The organism is Sphingomonas sp. AP28 (genome assembly GCF_056680455.1).
Genome location: NZ_CM155283.1, coordinates 1,771,156 through 1,796,877, shown reverse-complemented (window position 1 = coordinate 1,796,877; position 25,722 = coordinate 1,771,156). Strand labels below are relative to the sequence as shown.

The 25,722-nt window shown below is 66.7% G+C and carries 21 protein-coding genes; 8 read left to right on the top strand and 13 right to left on the bottom strand.

Annotated elements, in window-relative coordinates; genetic code table 11:
- Positions 1-185 precede the first annotated feature (185 nt).
- The 3 genes from AC1MH0_RS08135 to queF form a co-directional block, all read right to left on the bottom strand.
- A complete protein-coding gene (locus AC1MH0_RS08135) occupies positions 186-1,469 on the bottom strand; it encodes a glycoside hydrolase family 130 protein (RefSeq protein WP_056051630.1) in 1,284 nt (427 codons plus the stop codon).
- Between the two features lie 64 nt (positions 1,470-1,533).
- Entirely contained in the window at positions 1,534-3,804 is a 2,271-nt protein-coding gene (locus tag AC1MH0_RS08130) for a glycosyltransferase family 4 protein (RefSeq protein ID WP_480965454.1), read from the bottom strand.
- Positions 3,805-3,950: 146 nt separating this feature from the next.
- On the bottom strand, positions 3,951-4,409 hold the full coding sequence (gene queF, locus AC1MH0_RS08125; RefSeq protein WP_056411723.1) for a preQ(1) synthase: 459 nt from the start codon (positions 4,407-4,409) through the stop codon (positions 3,951-3,953).
- Positions 4,410-4,429: 20 nt separating this feature from the next.
- Between queF and AC1MH0_RS08120 the strand changes: the two genes are divergently transcribed.
- From AC1MH0_RS08120 to AC1MH0_RS08100, 5 genes are all read left to right on the top strand, one after another.
- Complete coding sequence (locus AC1MH0_RS08120) at positions 4,430-5,986, top strand: cryptochrome/photolyase family protein (RefSeq protein WP_480965453.1); 1,557 nt, start codon at positions 4,430-4,432, stop codon at positions 5,984-5,986.
- A 24-nt stretch (positions 5,987-6,010) separates the two neighbouring features.
- Positions 6,011-6,841 carry a sulfurtransferase gene (locus tag AC1MH0_RS08115; RefSeq protein ID WP_480965452.1) on the top strand — a complete coding sequence of 277 codons (831 nt, stop codon included), beginning with the start codon at positions 6,011-6,013 and terminating at the stop codon, positions 6,839-6,841.
- Entirely contained in the window at positions 6,838-8,034 is a 1,197-nt protein-coding gene (metC, locus tag AC1MH0_RS08110) for a cystathionine beta-lyase (protein WP_480965451.1), read from the top strand. Before AC1MH0_RS08115 ends, metC begins: the two co-directional genes overlap by 4 nt.
- An 18-nt stretch (positions 8,035-8,052) precedes the next feature.
- Positions 8,053-8,703, top strand: coding sequence for a 5,6-dimethylbenzimidazole synthase (gene bluB, locus AC1MH0_RS08105; RefSeq protein ID WP_480965450.1), 651 nt, complete (start codon positions 8,053-8,055; stop codon positions 8,701-8,703).
- A 220-nt stretch (positions 8,704-8,923) separates the two neighbouring features.
- The gene (locus tag AC1MH0_RS08100) at positions 8,924-9,775 is read left to right on the top strand and encodes a TorF family putative porin (RefSeq protein WP_480965449.1); all 852 of its coding nucleotides are present in this window, start codon (positions 8,924-8,926) and stop codon (positions 9,773-9,775) included.
- Between the two features lie 224 nt (positions 9,776-9,999).
- Here AC1MH0_RS08100 and AC1MH0_RS08095 read toward each other — a convergent pair whose 3' ends face one another.
- The 7 genes from AC1MH0_RS08095 to AC1MH0_RS08065 all read right to left on the bottom strand — a co-directional run bounded on the left by AC1MH0_RS08095 (position 10,000) and on the right by AC1MH0_RS08065 (position 17,052).
- Positions 10,000-10,413 (bottom strand): DUF3035 domain-containing protein, encoded by a 414-nt coding sequence (locus AC1MH0_RS08095; protein ID WP_056065856.1) that lies wholly within the window; start codon positions 10,411-10,413, stop codon positions 10,000-10,002.
- On the bottom strand, positions 10,406-10,909 hold the full coding sequence (gene lspA / locus AC1MH0_RS08090) for a signal peptidase II (RefSeq protein ID WP_480965448.1): 504 nt from the start codon (positions 10,907-10,909) through the stop codon (positions 10,406-10,408). The genes AC1MH0_RS08095 and lspA overlap by 8 nt, the downstream gene beginning before the upstream one ends.
- Positions 10,902-13,877 carry an isoleucine--tRNA ligase gene (locus AC1MH0_RS08085; protein ID WP_480965447.1) on the bottom strand — a complete coding sequence of 992 codons (2,976 nt, stop codon included), beginning with the start codon at positions 13,875-13,877 and terminating at the stop codon, positions 10,902-10,904. The genes lspA and AC1MH0_RS08085 overlap by 8 nt, the downstream gene beginning before the upstream one ends.
- Positions 13,878-13,945: 68 nt before the next feature.
- On the bottom strand, positions 13,946-14,869 hold the full coding sequence (locus tag AC1MH0_RS08080; protein ID WP_480965446.1) for a bifunctional riboflavin kinase/FAD synthetase: 924 nt from the start codon (positions 14,867-14,869) through the stop codon (positions 13,946-13,948).
- A 126-nt stretch (positions 14,870-14,995) separates the two neighbouring features.
- A complete protein-coding gene (locus tag AC1MH0_RS08075) occupies positions 14,996-15,460 on the bottom strand; it encodes a dihydrofolate reductase (RefSeq protein ID WP_480965445.1) in 465 nt (154 codons plus the stop codon).
- A 199-nt stretch (positions 15,461-15,659) separates the two neighbouring features.
- Positions 15,660-16,178, bottom strand: coding sequence for a hemerythrin domain-containing protein (locus tag AC1MH0_RS08070; protein ID WP_480965444.1), 519 nt, complete (start codon positions 16,176-16,178; stop codon positions 15,660-15,662).
- Positions 16,179-16,257: 79 nt separating this feature from the next.
- The gene (locus AC1MH0_RS08065) at positions 16,258-17,052 is read right to left on the bottom strand and encodes a thymidylate synthase (protein ID WP_480965443.1); all 795 of its coding nucleotides are present in this window, start codon (positions 17,050-17,052) and stop codon (positions 16,258-16,260) included.
- Between the two features lie 155 nt (positions 17,053-17,207).
- On the opposite strand from AC1MH0_RS08065, the gene AC1MH0_RS08060 reads away from it, so the two are divergent.
- Positions 17,208-17,531, top strand: coding sequence for a JAB domain-containing protein (locus AC1MH0_RS08060; RefSeq protein WP_480965442.1), 324 nt, complete (start codon positions 17,208-17,210; stop codon positions 17,529-17,531).
- Between the two features lie 365 nt (positions 17,532-17,896).
- Here AC1MH0_RS08060 and AC1MH0_RS08055 read toward each other — a convergent pair whose 3' ends face one another.
- The 3 genes from AC1MH0_RS08055 to AC1MH0_RS08045 all read right to left on the bottom strand — a co-directional run bounded on the left by AC1MH0_RS08055 (position 17,897) and on the right by AC1MH0_RS08045 (position 22,369).
- Complete coding sequence (locus AC1MH0_RS08055; RefSeq protein ID WP_480965441.1) at positions 17,897-18,592, bottom strand: class I SAM-dependent methyltransferase; 696 nt, start codon at positions 18,590-18,592, stop codon at positions 17,897-17,899.
- Between the two features lie 23 nt (positions 18,593-18,615).
- Positions 18,616-19,743 (bottom strand): peptide chain release factor 2, encoded by a 1,128-nt coding sequence (prfB, locus tag AC1MH0_RS08050; protein WP_056051599.1) that lies wholly within the window; start codon positions 19,741-19,743, stop codon positions 18,616-18,618.
- Positions 19,744-19,849: 106 nt separating this feature from the next.
- Positions 19,850-22,369, bottom strand: a complete 2,520-nt coding sequence (locus tag AC1MH0_RS08045; protein ID WP_480965440.1) for a penicillin-binding protein 1A — start codon at positions 22,367-22,369, stop codon at positions 19,850-19,852.
- A gap of 499 nt (positions 22,370-22,868) precedes the next feature.
- Here AC1MH0_RS08045 and hrpB point away from each other — a divergent pair, with 499 nt between their 5' ends.
- A complete protein-coding gene (hrpB, locus tag AC1MH0_RS08040; RefSeq protein WP_480965439.1) occupies positions 22,869-25,394 on the top strand; it encodes an ATP-dependent helicase HrpB in 2,526 nt (841 codons plus the stop codon).
- 9 nt (positions 25,395-25,403) lie between these two features.
- Positions 25,404-25,685, top strand: a complete 282-nt coding sequence (locus AC1MH0_RS08035; RefSeq protein WP_056051595.1) for an ETC complex I subunit — start codon at positions 25,404-25,406, stop codon at positions 25,683-25,685.
- Positions 25,686-25,722 lie beyond the last annotated feature (37 nt).

The window sequence follows — 25,722 nt, the reverse complement described above, 5'->3', positions numbered from 1 at the left end:
CCTTCGCGGGAGAACAAGATTGGGTTGGGACCTTGGTCCATTCCACCACCCCGGCGGAGGCCGGGGCCCAATTGGAAAGGTGGTCGTAACGGAGCGCAGTTCGCCGTTATCTGCGTCCCCCAATTGGGCCCCGGCCTTCGCCGGGGTGGTGCTTTGGTGTGGGCAAGGGGGCTAACCCACTAGCCTCACTTCATCGCAGCAAGCATGTCCTTGATCGGCACGAACGCGAAGCCCACCGAGCTGTCGGCGATTCCGTACGGCATGAAGATCGTGTCGCCATGCTTCAGCGCACCGCAGCTATAGACGACGTTGGGGACATACCCCTCGCGGTCCTGGTCCTTCGCCGCCAAAATCGGCTGGCTCGTCCGGCCGATCACCTTCGACGGGTCGTCCTTGTCGAGCAACACCGCGCCGATCGAGTATTTGCGCATCGCACCCACGCCGTGCGTCAGCAGGAGCCAGCCTTCGTCGAGCTCGATCGGCGGGCCGCAATTGCCGATCTGCACCAGCTCCCACGGATATTCGGGCGTCAGGATCTTTTCGCCGTCGTCCCAGTCGGTCAGCGTGTCGGACTTGAGCAGGAAGAGGTTCTCGCCGTCCTGCCGACCGATCATCATGTACTGGCCGTTCACCTTCCGCGGGAACAGCGCCATGCCCTTGTTCCGCGCGGCGGGGCCGGTCATCGGCACGAGGTCGAACGCGCGGAAATCGCGGGTGCGCATCAGCTCGGACTGGATCACCGAGCCGTTATACGCGGTGTAGGTGCCGATCCACTCGTAATCGCCGTCCTCGTGCTGGAAGCGGACGATGCGGAGATCCTCGAGGCCCTTCGACTGCGCCTGCGTGATCGGGAAGATCACCGTGCCGCTCAGCGTGCTGTCGCGGTGGCGATAGACGGTGACGGGGCCGATCGGCATCTCGTCCTCGCCGCTGCCGACCGCATCCGTCGCGGTCGCGAACGGGGGTTCCGGTGCGAGCTTCATCTGGTTTTCGCAGGTGATGATGCCCTCGCGGAAGGCCACGGAGGAAATGTGACCCTCGCCGACCGCGCGCAGGCTCATCAGGATACGCATCGAGCCCGGCGGCATGCCCGACTGGTCGAAATGCGGCACCGCGCTCGGGTTCATCAGCGCAGCGGCGGCATAGCTGTATTCGTGGCAGAAATACGCGCCGATCAGCTGGCGCTTCTCGTCGCCGATCTCCGCACCATTCAGCCCGAGCATGTCCTCGATCTGGTCGTAGCGCGTCATGAACACGCGCCGCGTCTGCCAGTGGCGTGCCTCGAAATCCTTCAGCACGACCTCGAGCTGCGCGCGCGCCTGTGCGGGCGACATCTCCAGCACTTCGCCGACGAGCCGCTCGGTACGGCTCGGTGCGCCGCCATGACCGCCCCAGGCGATATGGAACGGCCGCACGACGACACGCGAAGGGTCCGCGTGCAGCCGCAGCTGGTGGTTGAACAGATCCATCGTAGCAGTGCCCCGCGTCGTTCCACTCAGCGCACCGTCGCCTGTCAGGCTGTCTCTAGCGTGGCTAGGCGACGACGCGCGCCGCTCCTGCCACGCTTTGCGCTGCCTTTGATACCCCTGAAATGGCACAACTTGCGAGTTGGAGCGCCAAAATCGACTCGGCACCCTGGTTTCGGTTGAGCCCGTTGGGCATCAGGCCGTCATAGCAACCGCCATCCGCGACGCTCGCGAGCGGCAGGTCGAGGTCGTTGACGCCGAGGAACCAGCCGTAGGCGCGCAACGCCTCGTCACGCCAGCGCACGTCGCCGGTCGCGTCGTACGCCGCGGCGCACGCGTCGACGGTGGCCTGCGCCTCCAGCGGCTGCTGGTCGAACTGCAACGGCTCCGCGTAGGGGCGGTTAAAGCTCTCCGAGCCGACCGCGCGAAACCGACCCTCCGGCGAGGTCTGCTTGGCGACGATCCAGTCGAGCGTGGCGAGGCCACAGTCGATCAGGTCCTGACGCCCCAGCGCCTGGCCTGCGCGGATCAGCGCCTGCGGAAGACGCGTGTTGTCATAGGCGAGCACGATCTCGAACCACTGCCATTCCGGACGGCGCGCCTTGGCGAGCAGGTCGAGATGGACCTTGGGGAAGGCTTCGAGGATCGACAGCGACAGCTGGTGACCGGGCTTGGCCTCCAGCATCGCCGCGGCGCCGAGCATCGCGAACGCCTGCGCACGAAGGCTGCCGAGTTCCAACGCCATCGACGCGGTGGAATCGAACATCGCCGTCGCCCAGTCGCGGTGCTTGGCGGCCTGCGCATCGCGCGCGGTGACGCCGAGCGACCAGAGCGTGCGGCCGTTCGAATCTTCCGAGCCCGAATCCTCGCACCAGGTGCGATCGAAGTTCATGAAGTTGCGGAAGCGGCGCGTGTCCGGGTTCCAAGCGTACTGCACGAACGACGCGTAGATCGTCATCCACTTGTCGCGCGTCACGTCGTCGAGACCCGGCATCGCGCTCATCAGCATCAGCGCGCGGCAGTTATCGTCAATACAGTAGCCGTGGCGACGATCGGGGATCGAATAGATCGAATGCTGGAGCATGCCGGTCGAATCGCTCATCCGCTCGACCGCGGCGAAATCAGGCGTCAGCTGCTTCAGCGGGGCTGGCACCTTGGCGAGGCGAAAAGGGCGCGCCGCCACGATCGCACGGATCTCCGTCATCATCGCCTCGGCGAGCTTCGGCCAGATCATCGTGCGGCCGCGCGCATAGGCACGCTCGGCGAGACGGTTGCGATCGCGGTCGTTCGACATCAGCGCATCGATCTCGCGTGCGAACGCATCGACGTCGCCGAACGGGACGAGCACGCCGTGGCCATCCGCGAGGATCTCGGTCGCGTGCACGTACGGCGTCGAGATGACGGGCTTGCCGACGCCGATCGCGTAGCTGAGCGTGCCCGACGTGATCTGCGCGGGGTTGGTGTACGGCGTCACATAGACGTCCGACGCCTGGAGATAATCGAGCAGTTCGCCATGCTCGAGGAAAGCGTCGACGAACGAGACGTTTTCGGCGACGCCCTTCTCGGCGGCGAGCGCCTTCAGCTTGTCGCGGTATTTCTCGCCTTCATACGCGACGAGGTTCGGGTGGGTCGCGCCGAGCACGACGTACAGCAGGTCGGGATGCTTCGCGATCACCGCGGGCAGCGCGTTGATGACCGTCTCGATCCCCTTGTTGGGCGCGAGCAGGCCGAACGTCAGCATGACCTTCCGCCCTTCCCAGCCGAACTTGTCCTTGAGCACGGCGGGATCGAGCAGGTCGCGATCGGGCACGCCGTGCGGAATCATGACGATCTGGCGCGAATTGGCGCCGTAGACGCGCTGGAGGATGTCGCGGCCACGCTCGGCCATGACGACCACGCGGGCAGCGCGACGCAGCAGCCCTTCGAGCACGCGGCGCTCATCGGCGTTGGGCTTTTCGAGGATCGTGTGCAGCGTGACGATAACGGGCAGCGTCGTGCGATCGAGCAGCGCGAGGATGTGCTCGCCGGCCGGGCCACCAAAGATGCCGTATTCGTGCTGGAGCCAGATCGCCTGTGCGCCGCTGGCCTCGATCTTCCGCGCGGTGTCGATATAGGCCGAAAGATCGGGCTCGGGGATCGTGCCGGTGACTTCAGCCGGGTAGTCGTATTTGCCGGGATGATCGTCCATCGCATAGACGTCGACGGCGATCTCGGGGAAGCGCGCGCGCATGGCCGTGAAAACGTCGGTCGTGAAGGTGGCGATGCCACACTGTCTCGGCAGGAAATTACCGATCAGCGCCAGTCGCGCGATATTCCCACCGTCCGCCGGTTTCACCATACCCTGTCCCTCGTTTGAGCGCGCACTTCTGGGAGAACCCGGTCGCGCATCCATTTGAACGGTTCAGGTAGCATAAAGTTTCATCACATACTGCAGTGCAGCACGGGAATAATATCAATCTAAATCAAACCGATATTTCAGGCGCCTCAACCGCGACCGCGATACGAGGCGACTCCCTGGTCCGGCAGCCACAGATCTTGCGGCGGTGCACTCGATTGCCAGAACACGTCGATCGGGATTCCGCCGCGCGGATACCAGTAACCGCCGATGCGCAGCCACACCGGTTTCATCTCGTCGAACAGGCGCTCGCCAATGCCGACAGTGCAATCCTCGTGGAACCCGGCATGGTTGCGGAAGCTGCTCAGGAACAGTTTCAGCGACTTGGATTCGACGATCGTCTCGCCGGGGACATAGTCGATGACGAGGTGCGCGAAGTCGGGTTGGCCGGTGACGGGGCACAGCGACGTGAACTCGGGCGCCGCGAACCGCACGAGATACGTGCGACCCGGGCGCGGGTTCGGAACATAATCGAGCACGGCCTCTTCTGGAGAGGCGGGGAGGGCGCTGTTCTGGCCGAGATGCAATGGGTTCTGGGGAGCGGTCATGTGCCGCCATGTAGGATGCGATGACGCGCAAGAAAACCACACTCGTACCGATCCTCGGCGACCAGCTCACGATCGATCTCGCCTCGCTGCGGGGCTGTGATCCCGAAACCACGATCGTGCTGATGATGGAGGTCGACGAGGAGACGACCTACGTTCGCCACCACAAGCGCAAGATCGCGTACATCCTGTCGGCTATGCGGCATCATGCCGAGGCGCTGCGCGAGGCCGGTTGGACGGTCGAATACACCACGCTCGACGACCCCGACAACGCGGGCAGCTTTACCGGCGAGATCGCGCGCGCGGTCGAGCGGCATGACCCCGAGCGGATCGTCGTGACCGAGGGCGGCGAGTGGCGCGTGATGGCGATGCTCGAAAGCTGGGAGACGCTGTTCGGCATCCCCGTCGAGATCCGCAGCGACGACCGCTTCCTCGCCAGCCATGCCGATTTCGAGACCTGGGCGGCGGAGCGGAAGTCGCTGACGATGGAGTGGTTCTATCGCCAGATGCGGACGCGCACCGGACTGTTGATGACCGCCGGCAAGCCCGAGGGCGATCGCTGGAACTTCGATAAGGAGAATCGGAAACCCGCCAAGAACGACCTGCTGATGCCGCGCCCGCTGGTCTTCAAGCCGGACGCGATCACTCAGGATGTGCTGGCGCTGGTGGCGGAGCGGTTCGCGGATCATCCGGGGAGCCTCGACGGGTTCGAATACGCCGTGACCGCGAAGGATGCGGAGCGGCAGGCGGCGAATTTCTTCAAGCACGCGCTCGCGCAGTTCGGTGACTACGAGGATGCGATGCTCACCGGCGAGCGGCATTTGTGGCACTCGATCCTGTCGCCCTACATCAATTCGGGGCTGCTCGATCCGCTCGATCTTTGCCGGCGGGCGGAGGCGGAATATCGCGCTGGGCGTGCTCCGCTGAACGCGGTCGAGGGGTATATCCGCCAGATCATCGGCTGGCGGGAATATATGCGCGGGATCTACTGGCGCGAGGGGCCGGACTATGTCGAGCGCAACTTCCTCGATCACCACCGCGAGTTGCCCGGTTGGTACTGGACCGGCGAGACCGACATGCACTGCCTGCGCGAGGCGATCGGCCAGACGCTGGAGACCGCGCACGCGCACCATATCCAGCGGCTGATGGTGACGGGCAATTTCGCGCTGCTGATCGGCGCGGACCCGGCCAAAGTGCACCTCTGGTATCTCGAGGTGTATGTCGACGCGTACGAATGGGTCGAACTTCCCAACACGCTGGGGATGAGCCAGTTTGGCGATGGCGGCTTGTTGGGGTCGAAGCCGTATATCTCGTCGGGCGCGTATATCGACCGGATGTCCGATTATTGCGGGACCTGCCGCTACAACGTGAAGCAGCGGATCGGGCCCGATGCGTGCCCGTTCAACGCGCTCTATTGGGATTTCCTCGCGCGGCACGAGGACAAGCTCGGGCGCAACAACCGGCTGGCGATGCCGTACCGCAACTGGGCGAAACAGTCCGAGGCGGACCGCGAGGCGACGCGGGCGCAGGCGGCTGGGTTCGTCGCCTCCCTCGACGCGAGCGGCCCGGCTGGCTACTGACCGATCGAGCACAAGGAGCCGCATATGGACGCGTTGGTAAGCACCGAATGGCTGGCGAACGAACTGGGCGCGAGCGATCTGCTGGTCGTCGACGCGACCTACGCCGAAGGGCGCGATGCAGCCGCGGAGTATGAAGCGGCGCATATTCCCGGTGCGGTGTTCATGAACCTCAGCGAGTTGCGCGATACCGACAGCGACCTGCCCAACACGCTCCCTTCAGCGGAGAAATTCGCGAGCCGGATGCAGACGCTGGGGCTCGGCGATGGTAGCCGGATCGTGCTGTACGACAGTTCGCCCTGGCACACGTCCGCGCGCGCGTGGTGGTTGCTGCGGCTGTTCGGCGCGCACAACGTCGCGATCCTCGATGGCGGGCTTGCCAAGTGGCAGGCCGAGGCGCGCGAGACGGCGTCGGGCAAGGAAACACCGCGCCATCGTCACTTCACGACATGGGCGGACCTGAAGGGCGTGCGCGATCTCGACCAGATGAAGGCGAACGTCGCAAGCGGCGCGGAGCAGGTGCTTGACGCGCGGTCCGCGACGCGCTTCACCGGCGCGCAGGAAGACCCGCGGCCGGGCACCGCACCGGGGCATATTCCGGGCTCGAAAAACCTGCCGCAAGGCGCTGTGTTTAACGCCGACGGGACGTGGAAGACCGGCGACGCGCTGAAGGCGGAGTTCGACAAGGCGGGCGTCGACCTGACGAAGCCGATCGTGATGACCTGCGGCTCGGGCATCACCGCGTCGGTACTGGCGTTCGGCGCGCACCTGCTCGGTAACGACGCGGCGCTGTACGACGGCAGCTGGTCAGAATGGGGCGGCGATCCCGAGACACCGAAAGCGACAGGCACGGCATGAGCGACACGAACAAGCCGGTCGGCGACGCGACCAAGGTCGTGCTCGCAGGTCGTCGCCCGGAATGGACTCAGGGGATCGTTAGCCCACCGGTCTGGCGCGCCTCGACAATCCTGTACGATTCCGTCGGTCACCTCCGCGAAAGCGCCACGCGGGATACGCATAACCGGCTATTCTACGGGCGCAAGGGTACGCCGACGCAGTGGAGCCTCGCCGACGCGCTGACCTCGCTCGAGCCCGGTGCGGAGGGAACGTTCCTCTATTGCTCGGGCGTCGCGGCAATCGCGGCGGCGCTGCTGTCGGTGCTGTCCCCCGGCGACGAGCTGCTGCTGGTCGACAGCGCCTATGACCCGACGCGCGGGATGGCCGGCGGGCTGCTCAAGCGGTTCGGCATCACCACGCGCTATTACGACCCGATGATCGGCGCGGGCATCGCCGACCTGATCGGCGAGAACACGCGAGCGATCTTCATGGAAAGCCCCGGTTCGCTGAGCTTCGAGGTACAGGACGTCCCCGCGATCGTCGCCGCCGCGAAGGCGCGCGGCGTGACGACGCTGCTCGATAACACCTGGGCCACACCATTGTTCTTCCCGGCGATCGAGCGCGGTGTCGACCTGACGATCCTCGCCGGCACGAAGTATGTCGTCGGCCATTCCGACGTCATGCTCGGCTCGGTCACCGCCGGGCCCGGTCACTTCAAGAAATTGCGCGAGACGAGTTTCCAGCTCGGCCAGGTCGCCAGCCCCGACGATTGCTGGCTCGGCAGCCGAGGCTTGCGCACGATGGCGGTCCGCCTCGCGCAACACCAGTCTAGCGCGCTGACCATCGCGAACTGGCTCAAATCGCGTCCCGAAGTCGCGCAGGTGCTCCACCCTGCGCTTCCTGATTGCCCCGGCTACGACCTGTTCGTGCGCGACTTCAAGGGCTCGAGCGGCCTCTTCTCGTTCGTCCTGAACGGCGGTGACGAAGCGTCCCGCGCCGCCTTGATCGACACGCTGCAACTATTCGGCATCGGCTATAGCTGGGGCGGCTTCGAAAGCCTCGCCATCCCCGCCGACCCGCATCGCTACCGCAGCGTCACGAAGCGCGAAGCCGCAGGCCCGATGGTCCGCCTCCAGATCGGTCTCGAAGACCCTGCCGACCTGATCGCCGACCTCGAAGCCGGGCTTGCGGCCTTCTCTGCCGCGCGGACTTAGGCGATTTCCGGCCAAGGCGTGCGCGCGGGGGCGATCACCGAAGCACCGATTTTTGCACCCGCGTTTCAAGCCGAACTGGAAACGCTGTTCCGCTGGCGCCGCGATGTCCGGCATTTTCGGTGCGACCCGCTGCCGGCCGGGTTGCTCGACCGGTTGCTGGAGATCGCCAACGCCTCGCCGTCGGTCGGGCTAAGCCAGCCGTGGCGGTTCGTCACCGTCGACGACCCCGCCCGCCGCCTCGCGGTCCGCGCGGATTTCGAGGCGTGCAATGCGGCGGCGTTGACGACGGAGGAAGGGGCAAGGGCCGCTAGCTACGCGCGGCTGAAGCTTGCCGGGCTCGAACGGGCGCCGTGCCATGTCGCCGTGTTCGTCGAACCCGATCCGGACCAGGGTCACGGACTCGGACGCCGGACCATGCCCGAAGCCGTCGCGTACTCCGCGGTCATTGCGGTCCACACGCTCTGGCTCGCCGCTCGCGCACAGGGGATCGGCCTCGGCTGGGTCTCGATCCTCGACCCGTCGCGGATCCATGCGATCCTCGACGTGCCCGAGACCTGGCACTTCGTCGCATATCTCTGCATTGGTTATCCCGAGACCGACGCGATTATCCCCGAACTCGAGCGCGAGGGTTGGGAAAACCGACGGTCGATCAACGTCCTAGCACGCTGAACGCACGTTGGACGCGCCGGTTGTCTTCGAAATGAGTGTGGCGGTTGCGCAACATGCGTGCTGTCAAAGCCCGATTGTACGCAAGATTCGCTTGTGCGGCGCACCATGGGCTGTCATCGCGGTGTCACCGTTGGAAAGACCGCACTGGGGTTCTGCCCCGAAAGATGCGGCGTCCACGGATGCAGGGCGGACATCGACTTCCGGTATCGAAAGGGAAACGATGCGCTTCACCACACTTCTTCTCGGCGGCATTGCTTTGGCTGCCGCAACGCCAGCGTTCGCGCAGGATGACACCGCACCTCCCAAGGAGGTCACGGTCAGCGGCGCGGTCGGGCTCGTCAGCGACTACCGCTTCCGCGGCGTGTCGCAGTCGGACGAAAATCTCGCCGTCCAGGGCGGCATCACGATCACGCACAAGAGCGGGCTGTACATCGGCACCTGGGGTTCCAACCTCGCAGGCTGGGGCACGTTCGGCGGCGCCAACATGGAGCTCGACCTGATCGCGGGCTACAAGGTGCCCGTCGGCGGCGGCGCACTCGACGTCGGCGCGACCTGGTACATGTACCCGAGCGGCTTCGACAACACCGACTTCATCGAGCCCTATGCCAAGCTGTCGGGCACCGTCGGCCCGGTCGCATTGCTCGCGGGTGTCGCCTACGCACCCAAGCAGCAGGCGCTGGGGCCGTGGTATACCAACGGGGCATCGGCGGCGGCCGGCGTTTACGACCGCGTCAATGCGAAGGACGACAATCTCTATCTCTGGGGTGATATCAGCAGCGGGATCCCCAACACGGGACTGACCGTGAAGGCGCATGTCGGTTATTCGAACGGCAACAAGGGCCTTGGCCCGTTCGCGACCAGCGTGTCGCCAACCGGCGAGTATTTCGACTGGCTGTTCGGGGCGGACTACGTGATCCCGACGACTCCGCTGACGCTGGGCGTGGCGTATGTCGATACCGACATCGGCAAGGGCGAGTCGGCGTATCTTCAGCCGAGCTTCAGCCGTGGCCAGGACGGCAATGGCTCGATCGCCAACGGCAAGGTACTGGTGTCGCTGACCGCGGCGTTCTGAACGCCTGAGAGTGGGCGCGGCGAGCTTTCCGCGCCCTTCAACCTGAAAGCTTGTTTCCCCGCGAAGGCGGGGACCCAGACTGGGCTCCCGCCTTCGCGGGAGAACAAGGAAGGGAAGCTAAGGCTTCCACTGGCATCTCCTGCTCTTCGAACCACATCGTTAGATACAAATAAGGGCGGCCCCGCGAGGAGCCGCCCTTTTTTTCGTCAGCCGCTAGGGCTCGATCAGTTCGCGGTGGTCTTCGCGTCCTGGCCGTCGCCCTCTGGCGCCGCGACGATGTCGCGCGTCGTCGAGCCCTTGTCGACCACCGTCGTGCCGGGATCGCCTGCGCTAGAGCGGATGCCGGGATCGTCGTTGTCGGCGCCCGCATCGGCGACGACACCCGACTCGGCCGGACTGCGCGCAGCGGCCCCACCGAACAGCGCGTCGAGCGTCTGCGCGTTGGCGGCGGTATCCTGCGGGCGGGCGGCGCCGGGCTGCGGCGGGACCAGCGCGAAGTCGGGCGGGATCACCAGCGGCGCCTGGCGCGCGACGGCGAACTCGTCCGGGCGGGCGCGATCGAGGCTTCGGCCTGCCCCGCAACCACTGAGCAGCGCGACGCAGGTGAGGCCGGCGGCCAGGGGTACGAACTTACGCATGGGAATTCTCCACAGGGGGCTTCTCGCGCACGAGGAGCGCCCGAACAAGCAGGACGAGCACGCCGACAGTAATCGCTGCATCGGCGACATTGAAGACCAAAAACGGACGCCACTCGCCGATATGCAGGTCGCAGAAATCGACCACATAGCCGAGCCGGATCCGGTCGAGGATATTGCCGATCGCCCCGCCCAGCACGGAGCCGAGCGCGACCTGATCGGCAGGGTTTTTCTCGCGCGTCATCCACACCGCGACCCCGACCGCGATCGCGCCGGTCAGCAGCACCAGCGCCCAGCGGGTCAGGTGGCCGTCGGCGGGCAGCAGCCCGAGCGAGATGCCGATGTTGGGGACGAAGCGGAGGTCGAAGAACGACGTGATCGTCTGGGAATCGCCGAGCGAATCGATCCCGAGCGGCTTGGTCACCGCCCATTTGCTGATCTGGTCGGCGAGGAAGAGCGCGATCGCCGCCCCGAACCCGGCTTTTGGCAGGTTACGCATCGGCCACTACCTCGTCGCATCGGTTGCAGAGTTCGCCATCGACGGTCACCTCGGGGAGGTGACGCCAGCAGCGGCCGCATTTGTGGAAGTCGGTGCGCGTCACGGTGACCGCGTCGCCCGGCGTGACCTTGGCGACGATGAACGCTTCGGCGAGCGCGTCTGCATCTAGCAGCATCGACGGCACGGTAACTTCGGCCTCCAGGCTGGAGCGCACGGTCTTTTCGCGGCGGAGTGGCTCGATCGCTTCGGTGACGGCCACGCGCAACTGGCGGATTTCATGCCATTTGCTGCCGACCACGTCGTCGGCGTCAAGCGACGGCAGCGTCGGCCACTCAAGGTAGTGAACCGAGCTGTCGTCGCTCGGGAAACGCGACTGCCACACTTCTTCCGCGGTGAAGCAGAGGACGGGCGCAGCGTAGCGGACCAGCGCGTGGAACAGCACGTCGAGGACGGTGCGGTACGACCGGCGCTTGATGTCGCTTGGCGCGTCGCAATAGAGCGAGTCCTTGCGGATATCGAAGAAGAACGCGGACAGGTCCTCGCTCGCGAAGTCGGTCAGCAGGCGCGTGTAGCGGTTGAACTCGTACGCTTCGGCCGCCTGGCGCAGTTCGGTGTCGATCATGCCGAGGCGGTGGAGCACGTAGCGTTCCAGCTCGGGCATGTCGGACACGGCGACGCGCTCCGACTCGTCGAAGTCTTCGAGCGCGCCGAGCATGTAGCGGAACGTGTTGCGCAGCTTGCGGTATGCGTCGGAGGCGGTGGCGAGCACCTCCTTGCCGATCTTCACGTCGTCGAAATAATCCGTGGAGGCGACCCACATGCGGAGGATGTCCGCGCCGGACTCGCCGATGATCTTGAGCGGATCGACGACGTTGCCGAGCGACTTCGACATCTTCCGGCCCTGGCCGTCGAGCGCGAAGCCGTGCGTGAGGACCGCGTCATACGGTGCGCGACCGCGCGTGCCGCAGCTTTCGAGCAGCGACGACTGGAACCAGCCGCGATGCTGGTCCGAGCCTTCGAGATACAGGTTGGCGCGTGTTCCCTCGCCGTAGCGTGCTTCCACGGTGAAGACGTGCGTGCAGCCGGAGTCGAACCAGACGTCGAGGATGTCCTTCACGACCTCATAGTCGGCGAGGTCGTAGTCGGGGCCGAGCAGCGCCTGGTGGCCGTCGGCATACCATGCATCCGCGCCGTTCTGGCGGAAGGCTTCGACGATGCGGGCGTTGACCGCGGGGTCGTTGAGGTACTGGCCGGTGGCGCGGTCGACGAACAGCGCGATCGGGACGCCCCAGGCACGCTGGCGCGAAATGACCCAGTCGGGGCGGCCCTGCACCATCGACGTGATCCGGTTTTCGGAGCGCGCGGGGATCCAGGTGGTCGCGGCGATCGCGTCGAGCGCGATTTCGCGGAGGGTGGCGCCGTTGCCACTTTCTGACTCCCTCTCCCCTGCGGGGAGAGGGCTGGGGTGAGGGGCTGTTCCGGGCGCGGCATTGCTTGGCTGCCCCTCACCCCGACCCTCTCCCCGCAGGGGAGAGGGAGCAGGAGAAGACGAGTCCATCGGGATGAACCATTGCGGGGTCGCGCGGAAGATCACCTTGGCCTTCGAGCGCCACGAATGCGGGTAGCTGTGCTTGAAGTCGTCGCTCGCCGCCAGCAACGCGCCGACCTCGCGCAGGTCGGTGCAGATCGGACCGTCCGCGCTCACGAACTTCTTGTTGATGACGCTGCCCTGGCCACCGAGCCATGCCCAGTCGGCACGGTACATTCCCGCGCCGTCGATCGCGAAGACCGGGTCGATGCCGTATTGCTTGCAGAGTTCGAAATCGTCCTCGCCGTGGTCCGGCGCCATATGGACGAGCCCGGTGCCCGCGTCGGTCGTGACGAACTCGCCGGGGAGGAACGGACGCGGCTTTGCGAAGAACCCGCCGAGTGCGTGCATCGGGTGACGTGCGGTGGCGTCAGCGAGAGAAGAACCCTTCCCGCGCCAAAGGATGGCAGCGCCACCCTCCTCTCCGTCACCCCGGCGGAGGCCGGGGCCCACCTCGCCGCGGTCTCCCCCGTTGGTAAGTGGGTCCCGGCCTCCGCCGGGATGACGAGAGGTGAGGGTACGGGCAAAAAAGCTGTCGATTAGCGCATCTGCGATCAGGTAACGGCGATCGCCGTCTGCCAGCAGAACATACTCGATCTCAGGACCATAGCTCAGCGCCTGGTTCACCGGGATCGTCCACGGCGTGGTCGTCCAGATCACCGCATGCGCGCCGACCAGCTCGGGCGCATTCGGCGCGTCGACGATCTCGAACGCGACGTCGATCTGCGTGGAGACGATGTCCTCATACTCGACCTCGGCCTCGGCGAGCGCGGTCTTTTCGACCGGCGACCACATCACCGGCTTGGCGCCGCGGTACAACTGGCCGCTCTCGGCGAACTTGAGCAGCTCGCCGACGATTGCGGCCTCGGCCTCGTACTTCATCGTCAGGTACGGGTCGGCCCAGTCGCCCATCACGCCGAGGCGTTCGAACTCGGCCTTCTGCACCGCCACCCATTTCTCGGCATAGGCGCGGCATTCGGCGCGGAACTGGTCGACGGGCACGTCGTCCTTGTTGAGCTTCTTCGCGCGGTACGCTTCCTCGACCTTCCACTCGATCGGCAGGCCGTGGCAGTCCCAGCCGGGGACGTACGGCGCGTCCTTGCCCATCAGCGACTGCGAGCGGACGATGATGTCCTTCAGGACCTTGTTCATCGCGTGGCCCATATGGATGTCGCCGTTCGCGTAGGGCGGGCCATCATGCAGGATGAACCGCTCGCGCCCGAGCCGCTGTTCGCGCAGCCGGTCGTAGATGCCGAGCTTGGCCCAGCGCTCCAGGATCGCCGGCTCCTTGGCGGCGAGGCCCGCCTTCATCGGGAAGTCGGTCTTCGGCAGGAAGACGGTATCGCGGTAATCGCGGGCGGGCGCAGGAGTATCGGTCATAAGTGGGCCGGGCTGTAGCCGGTAGCGGCTCACGTTGCCATCCCTCTCCCTCGCGGAGAGGGGCGCGGTTATGCCAGGATCGTCCGCGCGCGCGCGCAGTCGGCGTCCATCTGCGTGATGAGCGCATTGAGGTTGGCGAACTTGGCCTCGGGGCGGAGATACTCGATCAGCGAAACCTCGATCCGCTGGCCGTACAGGTCTTCGCCGAAATCGAAGAAATGCGGCTCGAGCAGTTCCTTGGGCGGATCGAAGCTCGGGCGGATGCCGAGGTTCGCGGCGCCCTTGAGCACGCGACCATCCTCCAGCCGCCCGGTCACCGCGTAGATTCCGTAGGCGGGGCGTAGGTAATTGCCCATGTCGAGATTGGCGGTCGGATAGCCGATCGTGCGGCCGACCTTGTCGCCGTGCTGGACGAAGCCCTGGATCGCGAACGGGCGCGTCAGCAGGCGGGTGGCGGTGGCCATGTCGCCAGCGCGCAGTGCCTCGCGGATGCGGGTGGAAGAGACGGTCTCGCCTTCCAGCTCGATCGCGCTCACCGTTTCCGCGCGAAATCCGTGCGCGGGCCCACGCGAGGCGAGCGTGCGGACGGTGCCGGCCTTGCCCTTGCCGAAGGTGAAGTCCTCGCCGGTGACGACCCCCGCTACCCGGAGGTTGCGTTCGAGCCGTTCGGTGATGAAGCGCTCGGCGGTCAACGCGGCGAGATCGCCGTCGAAATTGAACACGACCATCGCATCGGCGCCGGCCTTCTTGAACAGCTGCTGGCGCTGATCGAGCGTGGTCAGGCGGAACGGCGCGGTATCGGGGCGGAAATGGCGGACCGGATGCGGATCGAACGTCGCGACCAGCGCGGGGCGCCCCTCGGCACGCGCCCAGGCGACCGCGCGCGCGACCACCGCCTGGTGACCGAGGTGAAATCCATCGAAATTCCCCAGCGCGACGATCCCGTTCGCCAGATACGACGGGAGCACCGCACCGCCGTCGAGACGTTGCATGCGCGGGTCAGTAACCAGCCGTCGCGAAAGGCGATAGTCCTTCCGTAACCTTGTTGCCCCGCACTTTCTTGTTCTCCCGCGAAGGCGGGAGTCCAGTCTGGGCTCCCGCCTTCGCGGGAGAACAACTCAGGGGCGGGTGAGCGTGACGAAGCTGTAGGCCGGGCGGTCGTTTTCGGCGGGGTGGTCTTCGCGGGCGATCTCGTGCCAGCCGTCGAAGGCGGGGACGGTCGCGTCGCCGTCGGGGGCGGCGTGGACTTCGGTCAGTTCGATACGGTCCGCATGGGGAAGCAACTGCGCATAGATCTGCGCGCCGCCGATTACCGCCACGTCGTCGCCCGCCATTGCGAGCGCTTCCTCGACCGAATGTGCGACCTCCGCGCCGTCAGCAGTCCAGTTGCTGCGCGTGAGGACGATGTGGCGGCGACCGGGTAGGGGGCTCGGGAAGCTCTCGAACGTTTTCCGGCCCATCACCATCGGCTTGCCCATGGTCAGCGCCTTGAAGCGCTTTAGGTCGGCGGGGATGCGCCAGGGGAGTTGCCCGTCGCGACCGATGACGCCGTTGCTGGCGCGGGCGAGGTAGAAGGTGATCATGCGGCGGTCATGCCGGAATGAGGGGCGGGGTTCTAGTCCGGGGATTATGCCGAAACCTAACCCTAGCACCTCCCCGGCGGAGGCCGGGGTCCAGTTGGGAAACGTTCCCAACCGAGCGCTGCGTCCCGTCATTCCCACCTTTCCAACTGGGCCCCGGCCTTCGCCGGGGTGGTAGAATGGGCGTCGGTATTTGCGCCAATCAACCCGGCGCGTGTTCCTTCACATACGCCTCGGGGTCCTTGTCGACGACCTTCACCCCGTTCAGGTGGTTGGCCTCGAACGCAGCGAACCGCACGCCCAGTTCGTGCCGCTCTTCCAGCGTCGCGTGCTTGCGGAAATCCGTCAGGCCCTGGCGTTCTTCCTCGGCCAGATGATCGCTGTTCGCCTTGTTGCACTCGCCGACCGCCTCGAACCATGCGTCCGAGCCGACCGGGTGCTTGTCGACCGCTTCGCCGGTGTCGCGGATGTCGTTGTGGTCCTCGATCGCGTCTTCGGTTTCCTCGGCGGCCGAGTCGGCGTCGTTGCCGCCGGTGCCGATCTTCATCAGCCGCGGGTAGAAGAAGCGCTCTTCCGCCTCAGCATGCGCGTCGAGCAGGTTCTTGAGGTGGGTCCAGAGCGCCGACAGCGCCTCGGTGTCCTTGGCGTCGATCGAATCGATTTGTGCGAATAGGGCGCGCTGCTGCGCGTGTTCGTCGAGAATGAGCTGTGTGATATCCATGCGCATCTGAACCGCACAGCGCACGGGCGGTTCCTATTGCGATTCGGTCGCGCGGCGCTGCCGCGGCGTCGCTCTCTGTTCAGACCGCGACGGGCGCCTTGATATGCGCTTGCGCGACGTAATCGTGGAGGACGAAATCCTCATACTCGTACGCGTCGATCGAGTCCGGCTTCCGGAGAATCTCAAGGCGCGGGAGAGGTCCGGGCGAGCGCGTCAGCTGCAACTGCGCTTGCTCCAGATGGTTCGAATAAAGGTGGCAATCGCCGCCGGTCCAGATGAACTCGCCGACCTCGAGCCCGCATTGCCGCGCGAGGATGTGCGTGAGCAGTGCGTAGCTGGCGATGTTGAACGGCACGCCGAGGAAGATGTCGCCCGAGCGCTGGTAGAGCTGGAGCGACAGCTTGCCGTTGGCGACGTGCGTCTGGAAGAGGCAATGGCACGGCGCGAGCGCCATCGCGTGGAGGTCGCCGGGGTTCCATGCGCTGACGATCTGGCGGCGCGAGGCGGGGTTGGTCTTGATCTGCGCGATCAGCTCGGCGATCTGGTCGATGTGGCGACCGTCCGCGGCGACCCAGTCGCGCCATTGCTTGCCGTAGACCGGGCCGAGATCGCCCGCCTCGTCAGCCCACTCATCCCAGATCGCCACTTTGTGCTCCTGCAGCCATCGCACGTTGGTGTCGCCGCGGAGGAACCAGAGGAGCTCGACGATGATCGAGCGGAGGTGGAGCTTCTTGGTGGTGAGCACGGGGAAGCCCTGCGCGAGATCGAAGCGCATCTGCGCGCCGAACACGCTGAGCGTGCCGGTGCCGGTGCGGTCCATCGTCTCGACGCCGGTCGAGAGCACGCGGTCCATGAGGTCTAGATATTGGCGCATGCGGGCCTGCGTAGTCGGGTGCGCGGGCGGGCTCAAGCGGATGTAGTTGCGCGTGCGGTCGCCGGTGTCGCGGGGCAGGCGGGTCTGTGCCGCCGTCGCCCGTGCCTTCCCCTCGTATCGCCGGTCTGGGAGAGGCGCACGCGCTGTTTGCCAGCTTGCGTGATGCCACGGTCGAGACGGTAGCGGTCGCGTATCTTGATCCGGATCGGAGGCTTCTCGGGATGCGACATGTCGTCGGGGGGCGGGATCAGGTGACGATCTCGATCCGGACGGTGGCGATGGATGCGCTGGCGTTCGGCGCGATGGGCGTAATTATGGCGCACAACCATCCCAGCGGGGATGCGACGCCGAGCGAGCGGGACGTGGCGTTCACGCGGGCGCTGGCCGCTGGGTTGCGGACGTTGGAGGTTGTGTTGCTCGATCATCTGGTGATTGCGGGGGACGAGCTGACGAGTTTGCGAGCGATGGGGATCGTCTGATTTGTCGCATCTATCCCGACCGAACCTGTGGCTGGCATCAGCGAGATGGGGGGGCGTCTCCCAGATGACGACCCAAAAGCGTGTTTCCCCGCGAAGGCGGGGACCCAGACTGGGCTCCCGCCTTCGCGGGAGAACAAAAAAGGGTGGGCTGCCGTTGGATTGCGGACGACCGGTTCTCAAGTCTGCGACGATGGGTGTGGTGTAAGGAGCGCTAAACCCCCAATTCCACCACCCCGGCGAAGGCCGGGGCCCAGTTGGGGGACGTCGCCAACTTAGCGCCGAACGCCGTTACTGCTGCCTTCCCAACTGGGCCCCGGCCTTCGCCGGGGTGGCGTGGTTGGTTGAGCCACGACCCGAACCAAAGCTCACCCCAGCCGACACGCCCGTATCGCCTCCGGCGCCGGCCGCGGCCCAGTAGCACGAAACGTCGCGATGTACCCCCCGGCCGAGGGCATGTCGTCGGTATCCACCTGCGTATATCCCACCGCCGCGAACTCGCACTTCAACAGTGCCGGCGGCGTGCCGTGGTTCTGCGTCGGGCGGTTCGCATCGACCACCACCACCAGCCCGTCGGGCTTCAGCGAAAGCCGCAACCGCCACAGGAACTCGTAGGGCTGCTCGATCTCGTGATACATGTGCACCATCAGCACCCGGTCGAAGCTCGCCTCGGGCAGTTTGGGATCGTTCGCCTCGCCCAGCTTCACGCTGACGTTCGCCAGGTCCTCGCGCGCAACGCGTTCCGCGAGCTGGTCGCGCACCGCCGGGATGATGTCCTCGGCGAGCACGCGGCCGTCCTTGCCGACGCGCGCCGCGAGGCGGATCGTGTAATAGCCTTCGCCCGCGCCGATATCCGCGACCGTCATGCCCTTGCGGATCTCGCCCTTGTTCATGACCTCGCCGGCCTCGTTCAGCCGGTCGCGCGCTTCCTCGTTCGACCAGCGCGTCGAGACGATCGACGCAACCGGACGATCGGCGGCGGGGAACACCGGCTCCTTGGGCTCACGCTTGATCAGCGGCTTGCTGCCGTCACACGCGCCCAGCACGAGCATCGGCAGGACCATCAGGGCAAGGGCACCCCGCAAGCTCAATCGACGTCCTCCACCTCGACAGCCTCGCCGGTCACGCGCTGCGACAGCGCCGCGGCCATGAACATCTCGAGGTCGCCGTCGAGCACGTCCGACGGGCTGGTCGACACCACGCCGGTGCGCAGGTCCTTCACCATCTGGTACGGCTGGAGCACGTAGCTGCGGATCTGGTGACCCCAGCCGATGTCGGTCTTGCCGGCGTTCTCTGCATTCGCCGCGGTCTCGCGGATCGCCAGTTCGCGCTCGTACAGACGCGCGCGGAGCTGGTTGTATGCCTCGGCCTTGTTCTTGTGCTGCGAACGCTGGTTCTGACACTGCACGACGATCCCGGTCGGAATGTGCGTGATGCGCACCGCCGAGTCGGTCGTGTTGATGTGCTGGCCGCCGGCGCCCGACGCGCGGTAGGTGTCGATGCGCAGGTCGCTCTCGTTGTATTCGACCTCGATATTGTCGTCGACGACCGGATACACCCAGACGCTGGCGAACGACGTGTGCCGTCGCGCCGCCGAATCGTACGGGCTGATCCGGACGAGACGGTGCACGCCGCTCTCGGTCTTGGCGTAACCGTACGCGTTCTCGCCTTTCAGCAGCAGCGTGGCGGACTTGATCCCGGCCTGCTCACCCGAATGCTGGTCGACCAGCTCGACCTTCAGCCCGTGGCGCTCGCCCCAGCGCGAATACATCCGGCTGAGCATGCCGGCCCAGTCCTGGCTCTCGGTCCCGCCGGCGCCGGCGTTGACCTCGATATAGGTGTCGTTGGCATCGGCCTCGCCCGCGAGCAGCGCCTTGATCTTGTCCTTGTCCGCACGCGCGGCGAGTTCGGCGAGCGACGCAACGCCGTCCGCCTCCATCTCGGTATCGCCCTCGGCTTCGGCCATCTCGATCAGCTCGGCGGTGTCCGACAGCTCGCTCTGGATCGCGCGTGTCGCGCTGATCGCCTCGTCGAGACGACGACGCTCGCGCATCACCTCCTGCGCGGCCTTGGGATCGGACCAGAGCGCCTGATCCTCGACGCGCGCGTTCAGCTCGTCAAGACGACGCAGCGCGCGGTCCCAGTCGAGGAAGCGGCGCAGCAGCGCCAGCGCGTCGTTGATGGTGTCTACGTGAGCCTGCGCTTCGGCGCGCATGGGTATTCTCCAAAAATTCCGTCTTCCCGGCGGAGGCCGGGATCGCCGTCCCAAGCGAGCGGGGCGGGTCACCGGCGGGCGCCGGGATGACGTCTATATAAGCGCGCTAGTAGATTCCGCCTTGTCTTTGCAAGAAATCGCTGTCGCGCGGGGCTTCGGCCTTCTTCACCGCGGTCGTCGTCGTGGCAGCCGTAGGGGCGGCATCCGAGCGTCGTGCGGCACGCCGTGGTTCGCTCTCAGGCTTGAACGCCTCCCAGATCACGGCGGGTTTCGGATCGCTGGTATCGGGCCACGTGCCATAGACCGGCCGGCCGCTGCCGCGATCGATCCGGACCATGCGGATCCCGGCCGGCGCGCGGAACGGCAGCTTGGGCAGATCCTCATACGCCTTCACCGCGAACTGCTTGAAGATCGGCGCGGCGAGCGTGCCGCCCTGCGCTGCACCACCGAGGTTCTTCGGGGTGTCGAAACCGATATACAGCCCGCCGACGAACTGCGGCGTGCCCCCGACGAACCACACGTCGGTCGGGCCATTGTTGGTCCCGGTCTTGCCGAACATCGGCCGGTCGAGATCGCGCAACGTCACCGCGGTACCGCGCTGGACGACGCCTTCGGTGATGTGGACCATCTGGTAGGCGGTCATCGCGTCGAGCACCTGGCGCTGGCGCGTGATCGGGCGCGGCATCGGCTTGCCGTCCCAGTCGGGCGCGTTGCAGCGATCGCAGGGCCGCCAGTTCTCCGGCCAGATCACTTTTCCGTGACGATCCTGGACGAAGTCGATCAGCGACGGCGGGCCGCCTCTGCCGTTGTTCGCGAGGATCGAATACGCGTTGACCATCCGCCCGACGGTCGTCTCGCCGGCGCCGAGCGCGTAGGAGAGATAGGGCGCGTAATCGCCGACGCCCATCTTCTTGATCGTCGCGACGACCTTCGGCATGCCGGTCTGCGCGGCGGCGCGCACGGTCATCAGGTTGCGCGACTGCTCGATACCCCAGCGCATCGTATGCGGGCCGGACCCGCGCGAATTGCCGAAGTTGCGGAAGCATTTCTGCCCGAGCCGCGCGCCCTGATACACGCAGAACGGCCCGTCGACGATGATCGAGGCCGGCGTCATGCCGTTGTCGAGCGCGGCGGAATAAACGATCGGCTTGATCGTGGAGCCTGGCTGGCGCATCGCCTGAGTCGCGCGGTTAAACGCCTGCAAGCGGTCGTCGAAGCCGCCCTGCATCGCCAGCACGCGGCCGCTAGCTGGCTCCTCGACAACGAACGCGCCCGAGACCTTGGGGATCGCTCGCAGCGAGAATTCGCCACCGTCCGGCGCCACCGCGATAATGTCGCCCGTCTTGATCGCCCCGAATGCGTTGCCGCCCTTGCCGCGCACCGGCATCTGCGCGGCGTAGCGCGGCAGCGTGCCGGTCTTGCCGGTGCGGAAGCCGAGGCTCCAGGCATTGCCGTCCTTGCCGGTCACGATCGCCGCGACCCAGTCGCGGTAATCGAGCGCAATATTGCTGTTGAGCAGAGGCTGGAGCCAGTTGTCGTCCTCGATCTCCACGTGGCGGATCGGCCCGTTCCAGCCGCGCCCGCTGTCGAACCGCACCAGACCATCGCGCAAGGCTTGCTGCGCGAGATCCTGCAACTTCGCGTCGAACGAGGTCCGCACCCACAGCCCGCCCGAATAGACGCTGTACGGGCCATCCTTCGCGTTTTCGCCGAACTTCGCCATCAGCTGGCGACGGACTTCCTCGACGAAATAGCCGCCGACGCTCTCGAACTTCGGCGTGCGGCGCATCACCGCGCCGAGCGGCTCGGCATTCGCCTGGTCATGCTGCGCGCGCGTGATGAAGCCGTTGTCGAGCATCCGGTTGAGCACATAGTTGCGCCGCGTCATCGCCTTCTCGGTGTTGCGCACCGGATCGTAGTTCGACGGACCCTTCGGCAGGATCGCGAGATACGCCATCTGCGCGAGATCGAGCTGGTCGAGCTCCTTGTCGAAATACGCATGGCTCGCCGCCTCGACGCCGAACGCGTTGCGGCCGAGCGCGATCTGGTTGAGGTACAGCTCGAGGATCTGCTCCTTGGTCAGCGTATCCTCGATCTTGTACGCCAGCACCGCCTCGCGCAGTTTGCGCGACGGCGAATAGGCGTTGCCGATCAACAGGTTCTTCGCGACCTGCTGCGTGATCGTCGAGCCGCCCTTGGCACGCTTGCCGGTGCCGAGCTTGGTCGCATAGTCGTACACCGCGCCGGCGAGGCCGGGGTAGTCGACGCCGTGATGCTCGAAGAACGACTTGTCCTCCGCGGCGAGGAACGCCTTCACGAGCAGCGGCGGATATTCGGCGTAGCTGAGCTCGACGCGCCGTTCGCGCGCGTAGGAATGGATCGGCGCGCCGTCGATGCCACGGACGTTGGTCGGCAGCGGCGGCTCGTAGGTGCGCAACGTGTCCACGGAGGGCAGGTCGCGCATGACCGCGAACCAGAACGCGAAGATCGCGACGAAGCCGAGCACGACCAGCACCAGCGCGGCTTTGGTCCACCGACTCGCCCAGGCGCGCGCGACCTTGCCGCGCAGCCGGTCGGAAGTGCGGCCTGTCGCCGTCGTCGAGGTGGGGGAGGGATCGGACGCCATGATTACTGGTGGAGCGTCTAGCAGGTTCGCGGGCGCTTGCCAGCCTTCGGTGGTGGGGGTGGGGTGGGCTGTCGCAACGCGTTCGGCAGCGATCAACTCGTCTGGTGCCCGGCTCGTCCGGATATGCGCACCACCCCGGCGGAGGCCGGGGCCCAATTGGAGAGGTGGCAATAACGGAGCGCAACAGCAGTCAGCGTCGTTTCCCAATTGGACCCCGGCCTTCGCCGGGGCGGTGCTGTTGGCGGGTAGGTAAGCCATTGACGTCCGTGAGCTCGAACGATCCTCCCCCGCCAGGGGAGGTGGCGCCGAAGGTGACGGAGGGAGAGGACACGGAGCCGAAGTCATCGCTTACCGCCCCCTCCGTCAGGCAAGTGCCTGCCACCTCCCCCTGGCGGGGGAGGATCGAAGGCGCGCGATCATTGGTTTGAACCCGCACCGTCCCAAGGGACCGCCCAAGCAAAACCTGTCGCCAACCCCGCTACTGTGGCAGCAGGCGCGCATGACACCGCCGCCGCTCCCGATCCTAGCCGTACTTCCCGACCTGCTCGCCACCCTCCGCGACCGCACCTCGGCCGTCCTGGTAGCCCCCCCAGGCGCCGGCAAAACCACCGCGGTAGCCCCCGCGCTCCTCACCGAACCGTGGTGCATCGGCGAGATCCTTCTCCTCTCCCCCCGCCGCCTGGCCGCCCGCGCCGCCGCCGAACGCATGGCCTCGACCGCCGGCGAGCCCGTCGGCCAGACCTTCGGCTACGCGACCCGCATGGACAGCAAGCGCTCCGCCGCCACGCGCGTGACGGTCATCACGGAGGGCATCTTCGTCGCCCGCATCCAGGCCGACCCCGAACTCGCCGGCGTGTCCGCAGTCCTGTTCGACGAAGTCCACGAACGCAGCCTCGACGGCGATTTCGGCCTGGCGTTGGCGCTCGACGTGCAAGCCGGCTTCCGCCCCGACCTCCGCATCGTCGCGATGTCCGCAACGCTCGACGGTGCGAGGTTTGCAGCCCTCATGGATGACGCCTCGGTGATCGAGAGCGAGGGCCGCAGTTACCCCCTGACGCTCCGCCACATCGGCCGCCAAGCCGAACTCCACATCGAGGACTCGGTCGCTGCCGCCATCCGCCGCGCACTCGGCGAAGCGGAGGGCGGCGTGCTGGCCTTCCTCCCCGGCGTCGCGGAGATCGAACGCACCGCCGACCGTCTCGCCAACCTCCCCGACGACATCGTCCTGCACGAACTCCATGGCAGCCTCGACCCCGCCGCGCAGCGCGCCGCGATCCTCCCCGAGCCCGACGGTCGGCGAAAGATCGTGCTCGCCACCAGCATAGCCGAGACCAGCCTGACGCTCGATGGCATCCGCATCGTCGTCGACTCCGGCCTCGCGAGACGCCCGCGCTACGACCGCGCCGCCGGCATGACCCGCCTCGTCACCGAGCGCGCGAGCCAAGCGGCCGTCACGCAACGCGCCGGCCGCGCGGCGCGGCTTGGGCCGGGCGTGGCGTATCGTTTGTGGGAAGAGGCGGCGACTGCCGGCCTCCCGCGCTACGATCCACCCGAAATCTTGGAGGCGGACCTATCCGCGCTGGTCCTAGCCTGCGCTCTATGGGGTGTCGGCGACCCGCGCGACTTGCGCTGGATCGATCCACCCCCCGCCGCCGCGATCGACGAGGCGATGATGCGGCTGACGACGCTGGAGGCGATCGAGGATGGCCGCCCAACCCCGCACGGCCGCGCGATAGCCAAGCGGCCGATGCCGCCAAGGCTGGCGCACATGCTCCTGCGAGCGGGGGAGCGCGGGTTGGCAAATGTAGCGGCGCAAGTCGCGGTGCTGCTAGGCGAACGCGGCATAGGCGGCCAGGACGTCGACCTGGAAACCCGCCTCCGCAGATGGAAAACCGAACGCGGTTCAAAGGCGCAGGCGGCGAGAGCAATGGCGGACAGGTGGGCGAAACTTGCCCCCCCTCCCGCAAGCGGGAGGGGGCTGGGGGGTGGGCGCGACATATCCCAAGCGCGCGGCACTGCCGGGTCAGCCCCTCCCCCGACCCCTCCCGCAAGCGGAAGGGGGGCAGAAGTTTGCGTCGCGCTCGGTTTCCCCGACCGCGTCGCGCGACGGCGAGACCCATCCGGCGAAACCTGGGCTTCGGTCGGCGGCCGCGGGTTCAAGCTCGACCCGACCTCGCCGCTCGCGCGCTCCGAATGGCTCGCCGTCGCCGACACGCAGGGCTCCGCCGCCAGCGCGCGCATCCTTTCCGCCGTGGCAATCGACCAGGCCACCGTCGAAACCATCTTCGCCGACCGCATCGAATCCCGCCGCACCGTCACGTTCGACCAAACAACCGGCGGCATCCAAACCCTCCGCGAGCGCCGCCTCGGCGCGATCCGCCTGTCGAGCGGCCCGGACAGCGGCGCCGACCCCGACGCGATCCTTGCCGCGCTCATCGACGGCGTCCACGAGCACGGCCTCGCGCTGCTCCCCTGGAGCGACGGCGCGCAAGCGCTGCGCGACCGAGCCGCCTATGCGGGCGTGCCGCTCGACGACGAAACTTTGCTCGACCGCGCCGACGAATGGCTCGCACCGCTCCTGACCGGCAAGCGCCGACTCGACGCGATCGCCCCCGGCGCGCTCGCCGAAGCCTTGCGCAACCTGCTCGGCTGGGACGCGATGCAGACGATCAACCGGCTCGCCCCGCCCGACTTCACCAGCCCCGCCGGCAGCACGCACGCTATCGACTACGCCGCGGAAGGCGGTCCCCGGGTCGAACTCCGCGTGCAAGCCCTGTTCGGCCTCGCGGTGCATCCGACGATCGGCGAGGCGCGCGTGCCGCTGGTGCTGAGCCTCACATCGCCCGCCGGCCGTCCGATCCAGACGACGCGCGACCTGCCCGGTTTCTGGGCGGGCAGCTGGACCGCGGTGGCGAAGGAAATGCGCGGGCGCTACCCCAAGCACCCCTGGCCTGACGACCCCGCCGCGGCGTCCGCCACGCTGCGGACGAAAAAGGCGGATGCAAGGGCCGCCGGTTCGCGATAAGGGGGGCTCATGCCCACCGCCCGTATCTTCCAGCGCCCCAAGAACGCCATGCAGTCCGGCAAGCACCGGACCGACGCCTGGCAGCTCGAATTCGAACCCTCGGAGCCCAAGCGCCCCGACCCGCTCACCGGCTGGGCCGGCAGCGGCGACACCCGCGACCAGCTGCGGCTGCTGTTCCCGACTGCAGAAGCGGCGATCGCGCACTGCGAGCGCGAGGGGTTCGGCTACACCGTCGTGCCGGCGCCGCAGAAGACGCTGAAGCTGCAGAGCTACGCGGATAACTTCAAGTAAGCCGGCTGGCGTCCCACTAACTTGTTCTCCCGCGAAG

Excerpts from the sequence above, each read along its gene's own strand:
- prfB (WP_056051599.1), bottom strand. The coding sequence starts at position 19,743 with ATGCGCGCCGAAGCGCAGGCTCACGTAGACACCATCAACGACGCGCTG.
- AC1MH0_RS08115 (WP_480965452.1), top strand. The coding sequence starts at position 6,011 with ATGGACGCGTTGGTAAGCACCGAATGGCTGGCGAACGAACTGGGCGCG.
- lspA (WP_480965448.1), bottom strand. The coding sequence starts at position 10,909 with ATGCGTAACCTGCCAAAAGCCGGGTTCGGGGCGGCGATCGCGCTCTTC.
- hrpB (WP_480965439.1), top strand. The coding sequence starts at position 22,869 with ATGACACCGCCGCCGCTCCCGATCCTAGCCGTACTTCCCGACCTGCTC.
- AC1MH0_RS08075 (WP_480965445.1), bottom strand. The coding sequence starts at position 15,460 with ATGATCACCTTCTACCTCGCCCGCGCCAGCAACGGCGTCATCGGTCGC.
- AC1MH0_RS08045 (WP_480965440.1), bottom strand. The coding sequence starts at position 22,369 with ATGGCGTCCGATCCCTCCCCCACCTCGACGACGGCGACAGGCCGCACT.
- AC1MH0_RS08035 (WP_056051595.1), top strand. The coding sequence starts at position 25,404 with ATGCCCACCGCCCGTATCTTCCAGCGCCCCAAGAACGCCATGCAGTCC.
- metC (WP_480965451.1), top strand. The coding sequence starts at position 6,838 with ATGAGCGACACGAACAAGCCGGTCGGCGACGCGACCAAGGTCGTGCTC.
- AC1MH0_RS08095 (WP_056065856.1), bottom strand. The coding sequence starts at position 10,413 with ATGCGTAAGTTCGTACCCCTGGCCGCCGGCCTCACCTGCGTCGCGCTG.
- AC1MH0_RS08135 (WP_056051630.1), bottom strand. The coding sequence starts at position 1,469 with ATGGATCTGTTCAACCACCAGCTGCGGCTGCACGCGGACCCTTCGCGT.
- AC1MH0_RS08100 (WP_480965449.1), top strand. The coding sequence starts at position 8,924 with ATGCGCTTCACCACACTTCTTCTCGGCGGCATTGCTTTGGCTGCCGCA.
- AC1MH0_RS08120 (WP_480965453.1), top strand. The coding sequence starts at position 4,430 with ATGACGCGCAAGAAAACCACACTCGTACCGATCCTCGGCGACCAGCTC.
- AC1MH0_RS08065 (WP_480965443.1), bottom strand. The coding sequence starts at position 17,052 with ATGCGCCAATATCTAGACCTCATGGACCGCGTGCTCTCGACCGGCGTC.
- AC1MH0_RS08055 (WP_480965441.1), bottom strand. The coding sequence starts at position 18,592 with ATGGTCCTGCCGATGCTCGTGCTGGGCGCGTGTGACGGCAGCAAGCCG.
- queF (WP_056411723.1), bottom strand. The coding sequence starts at position 4,409 with ATGACCGCTCCCCAGAACCCATTGCATCTCGGCCAGAACAGCGCCCTC.
- AC1MH0_RS08070 (WP_480965444.1), bottom strand. The coding sequence starts at position 16,178 with ATGGATATCACACAGCTCATTCTCGACGAACACGCGCAGCAGCGCGCC.
- AC1MH0_RS08080 (WP_480965446.1), bottom strand. The coding sequence starts at position 14,869 with ATGCAACGTCTCGACGGCGGTGCGGTGCTCCCGTCGTATCTGGCGAAC.
- AC1MH0_RS08085 (WP_480965447.1), bottom strand. The coding sequence starts at position 13,877 with ATGACCGATACTCCTGCGCCCGCCCGCGATTACCGCGATACCGTCTTC.
- AC1MH0_RS08130 (WP_480965454.1), bottom strand. The coding sequence starts at position 3,804 with ATGGTGAAACCGGCGGACGGTGGGAATATCGCGCGACTGGCGCTGATC.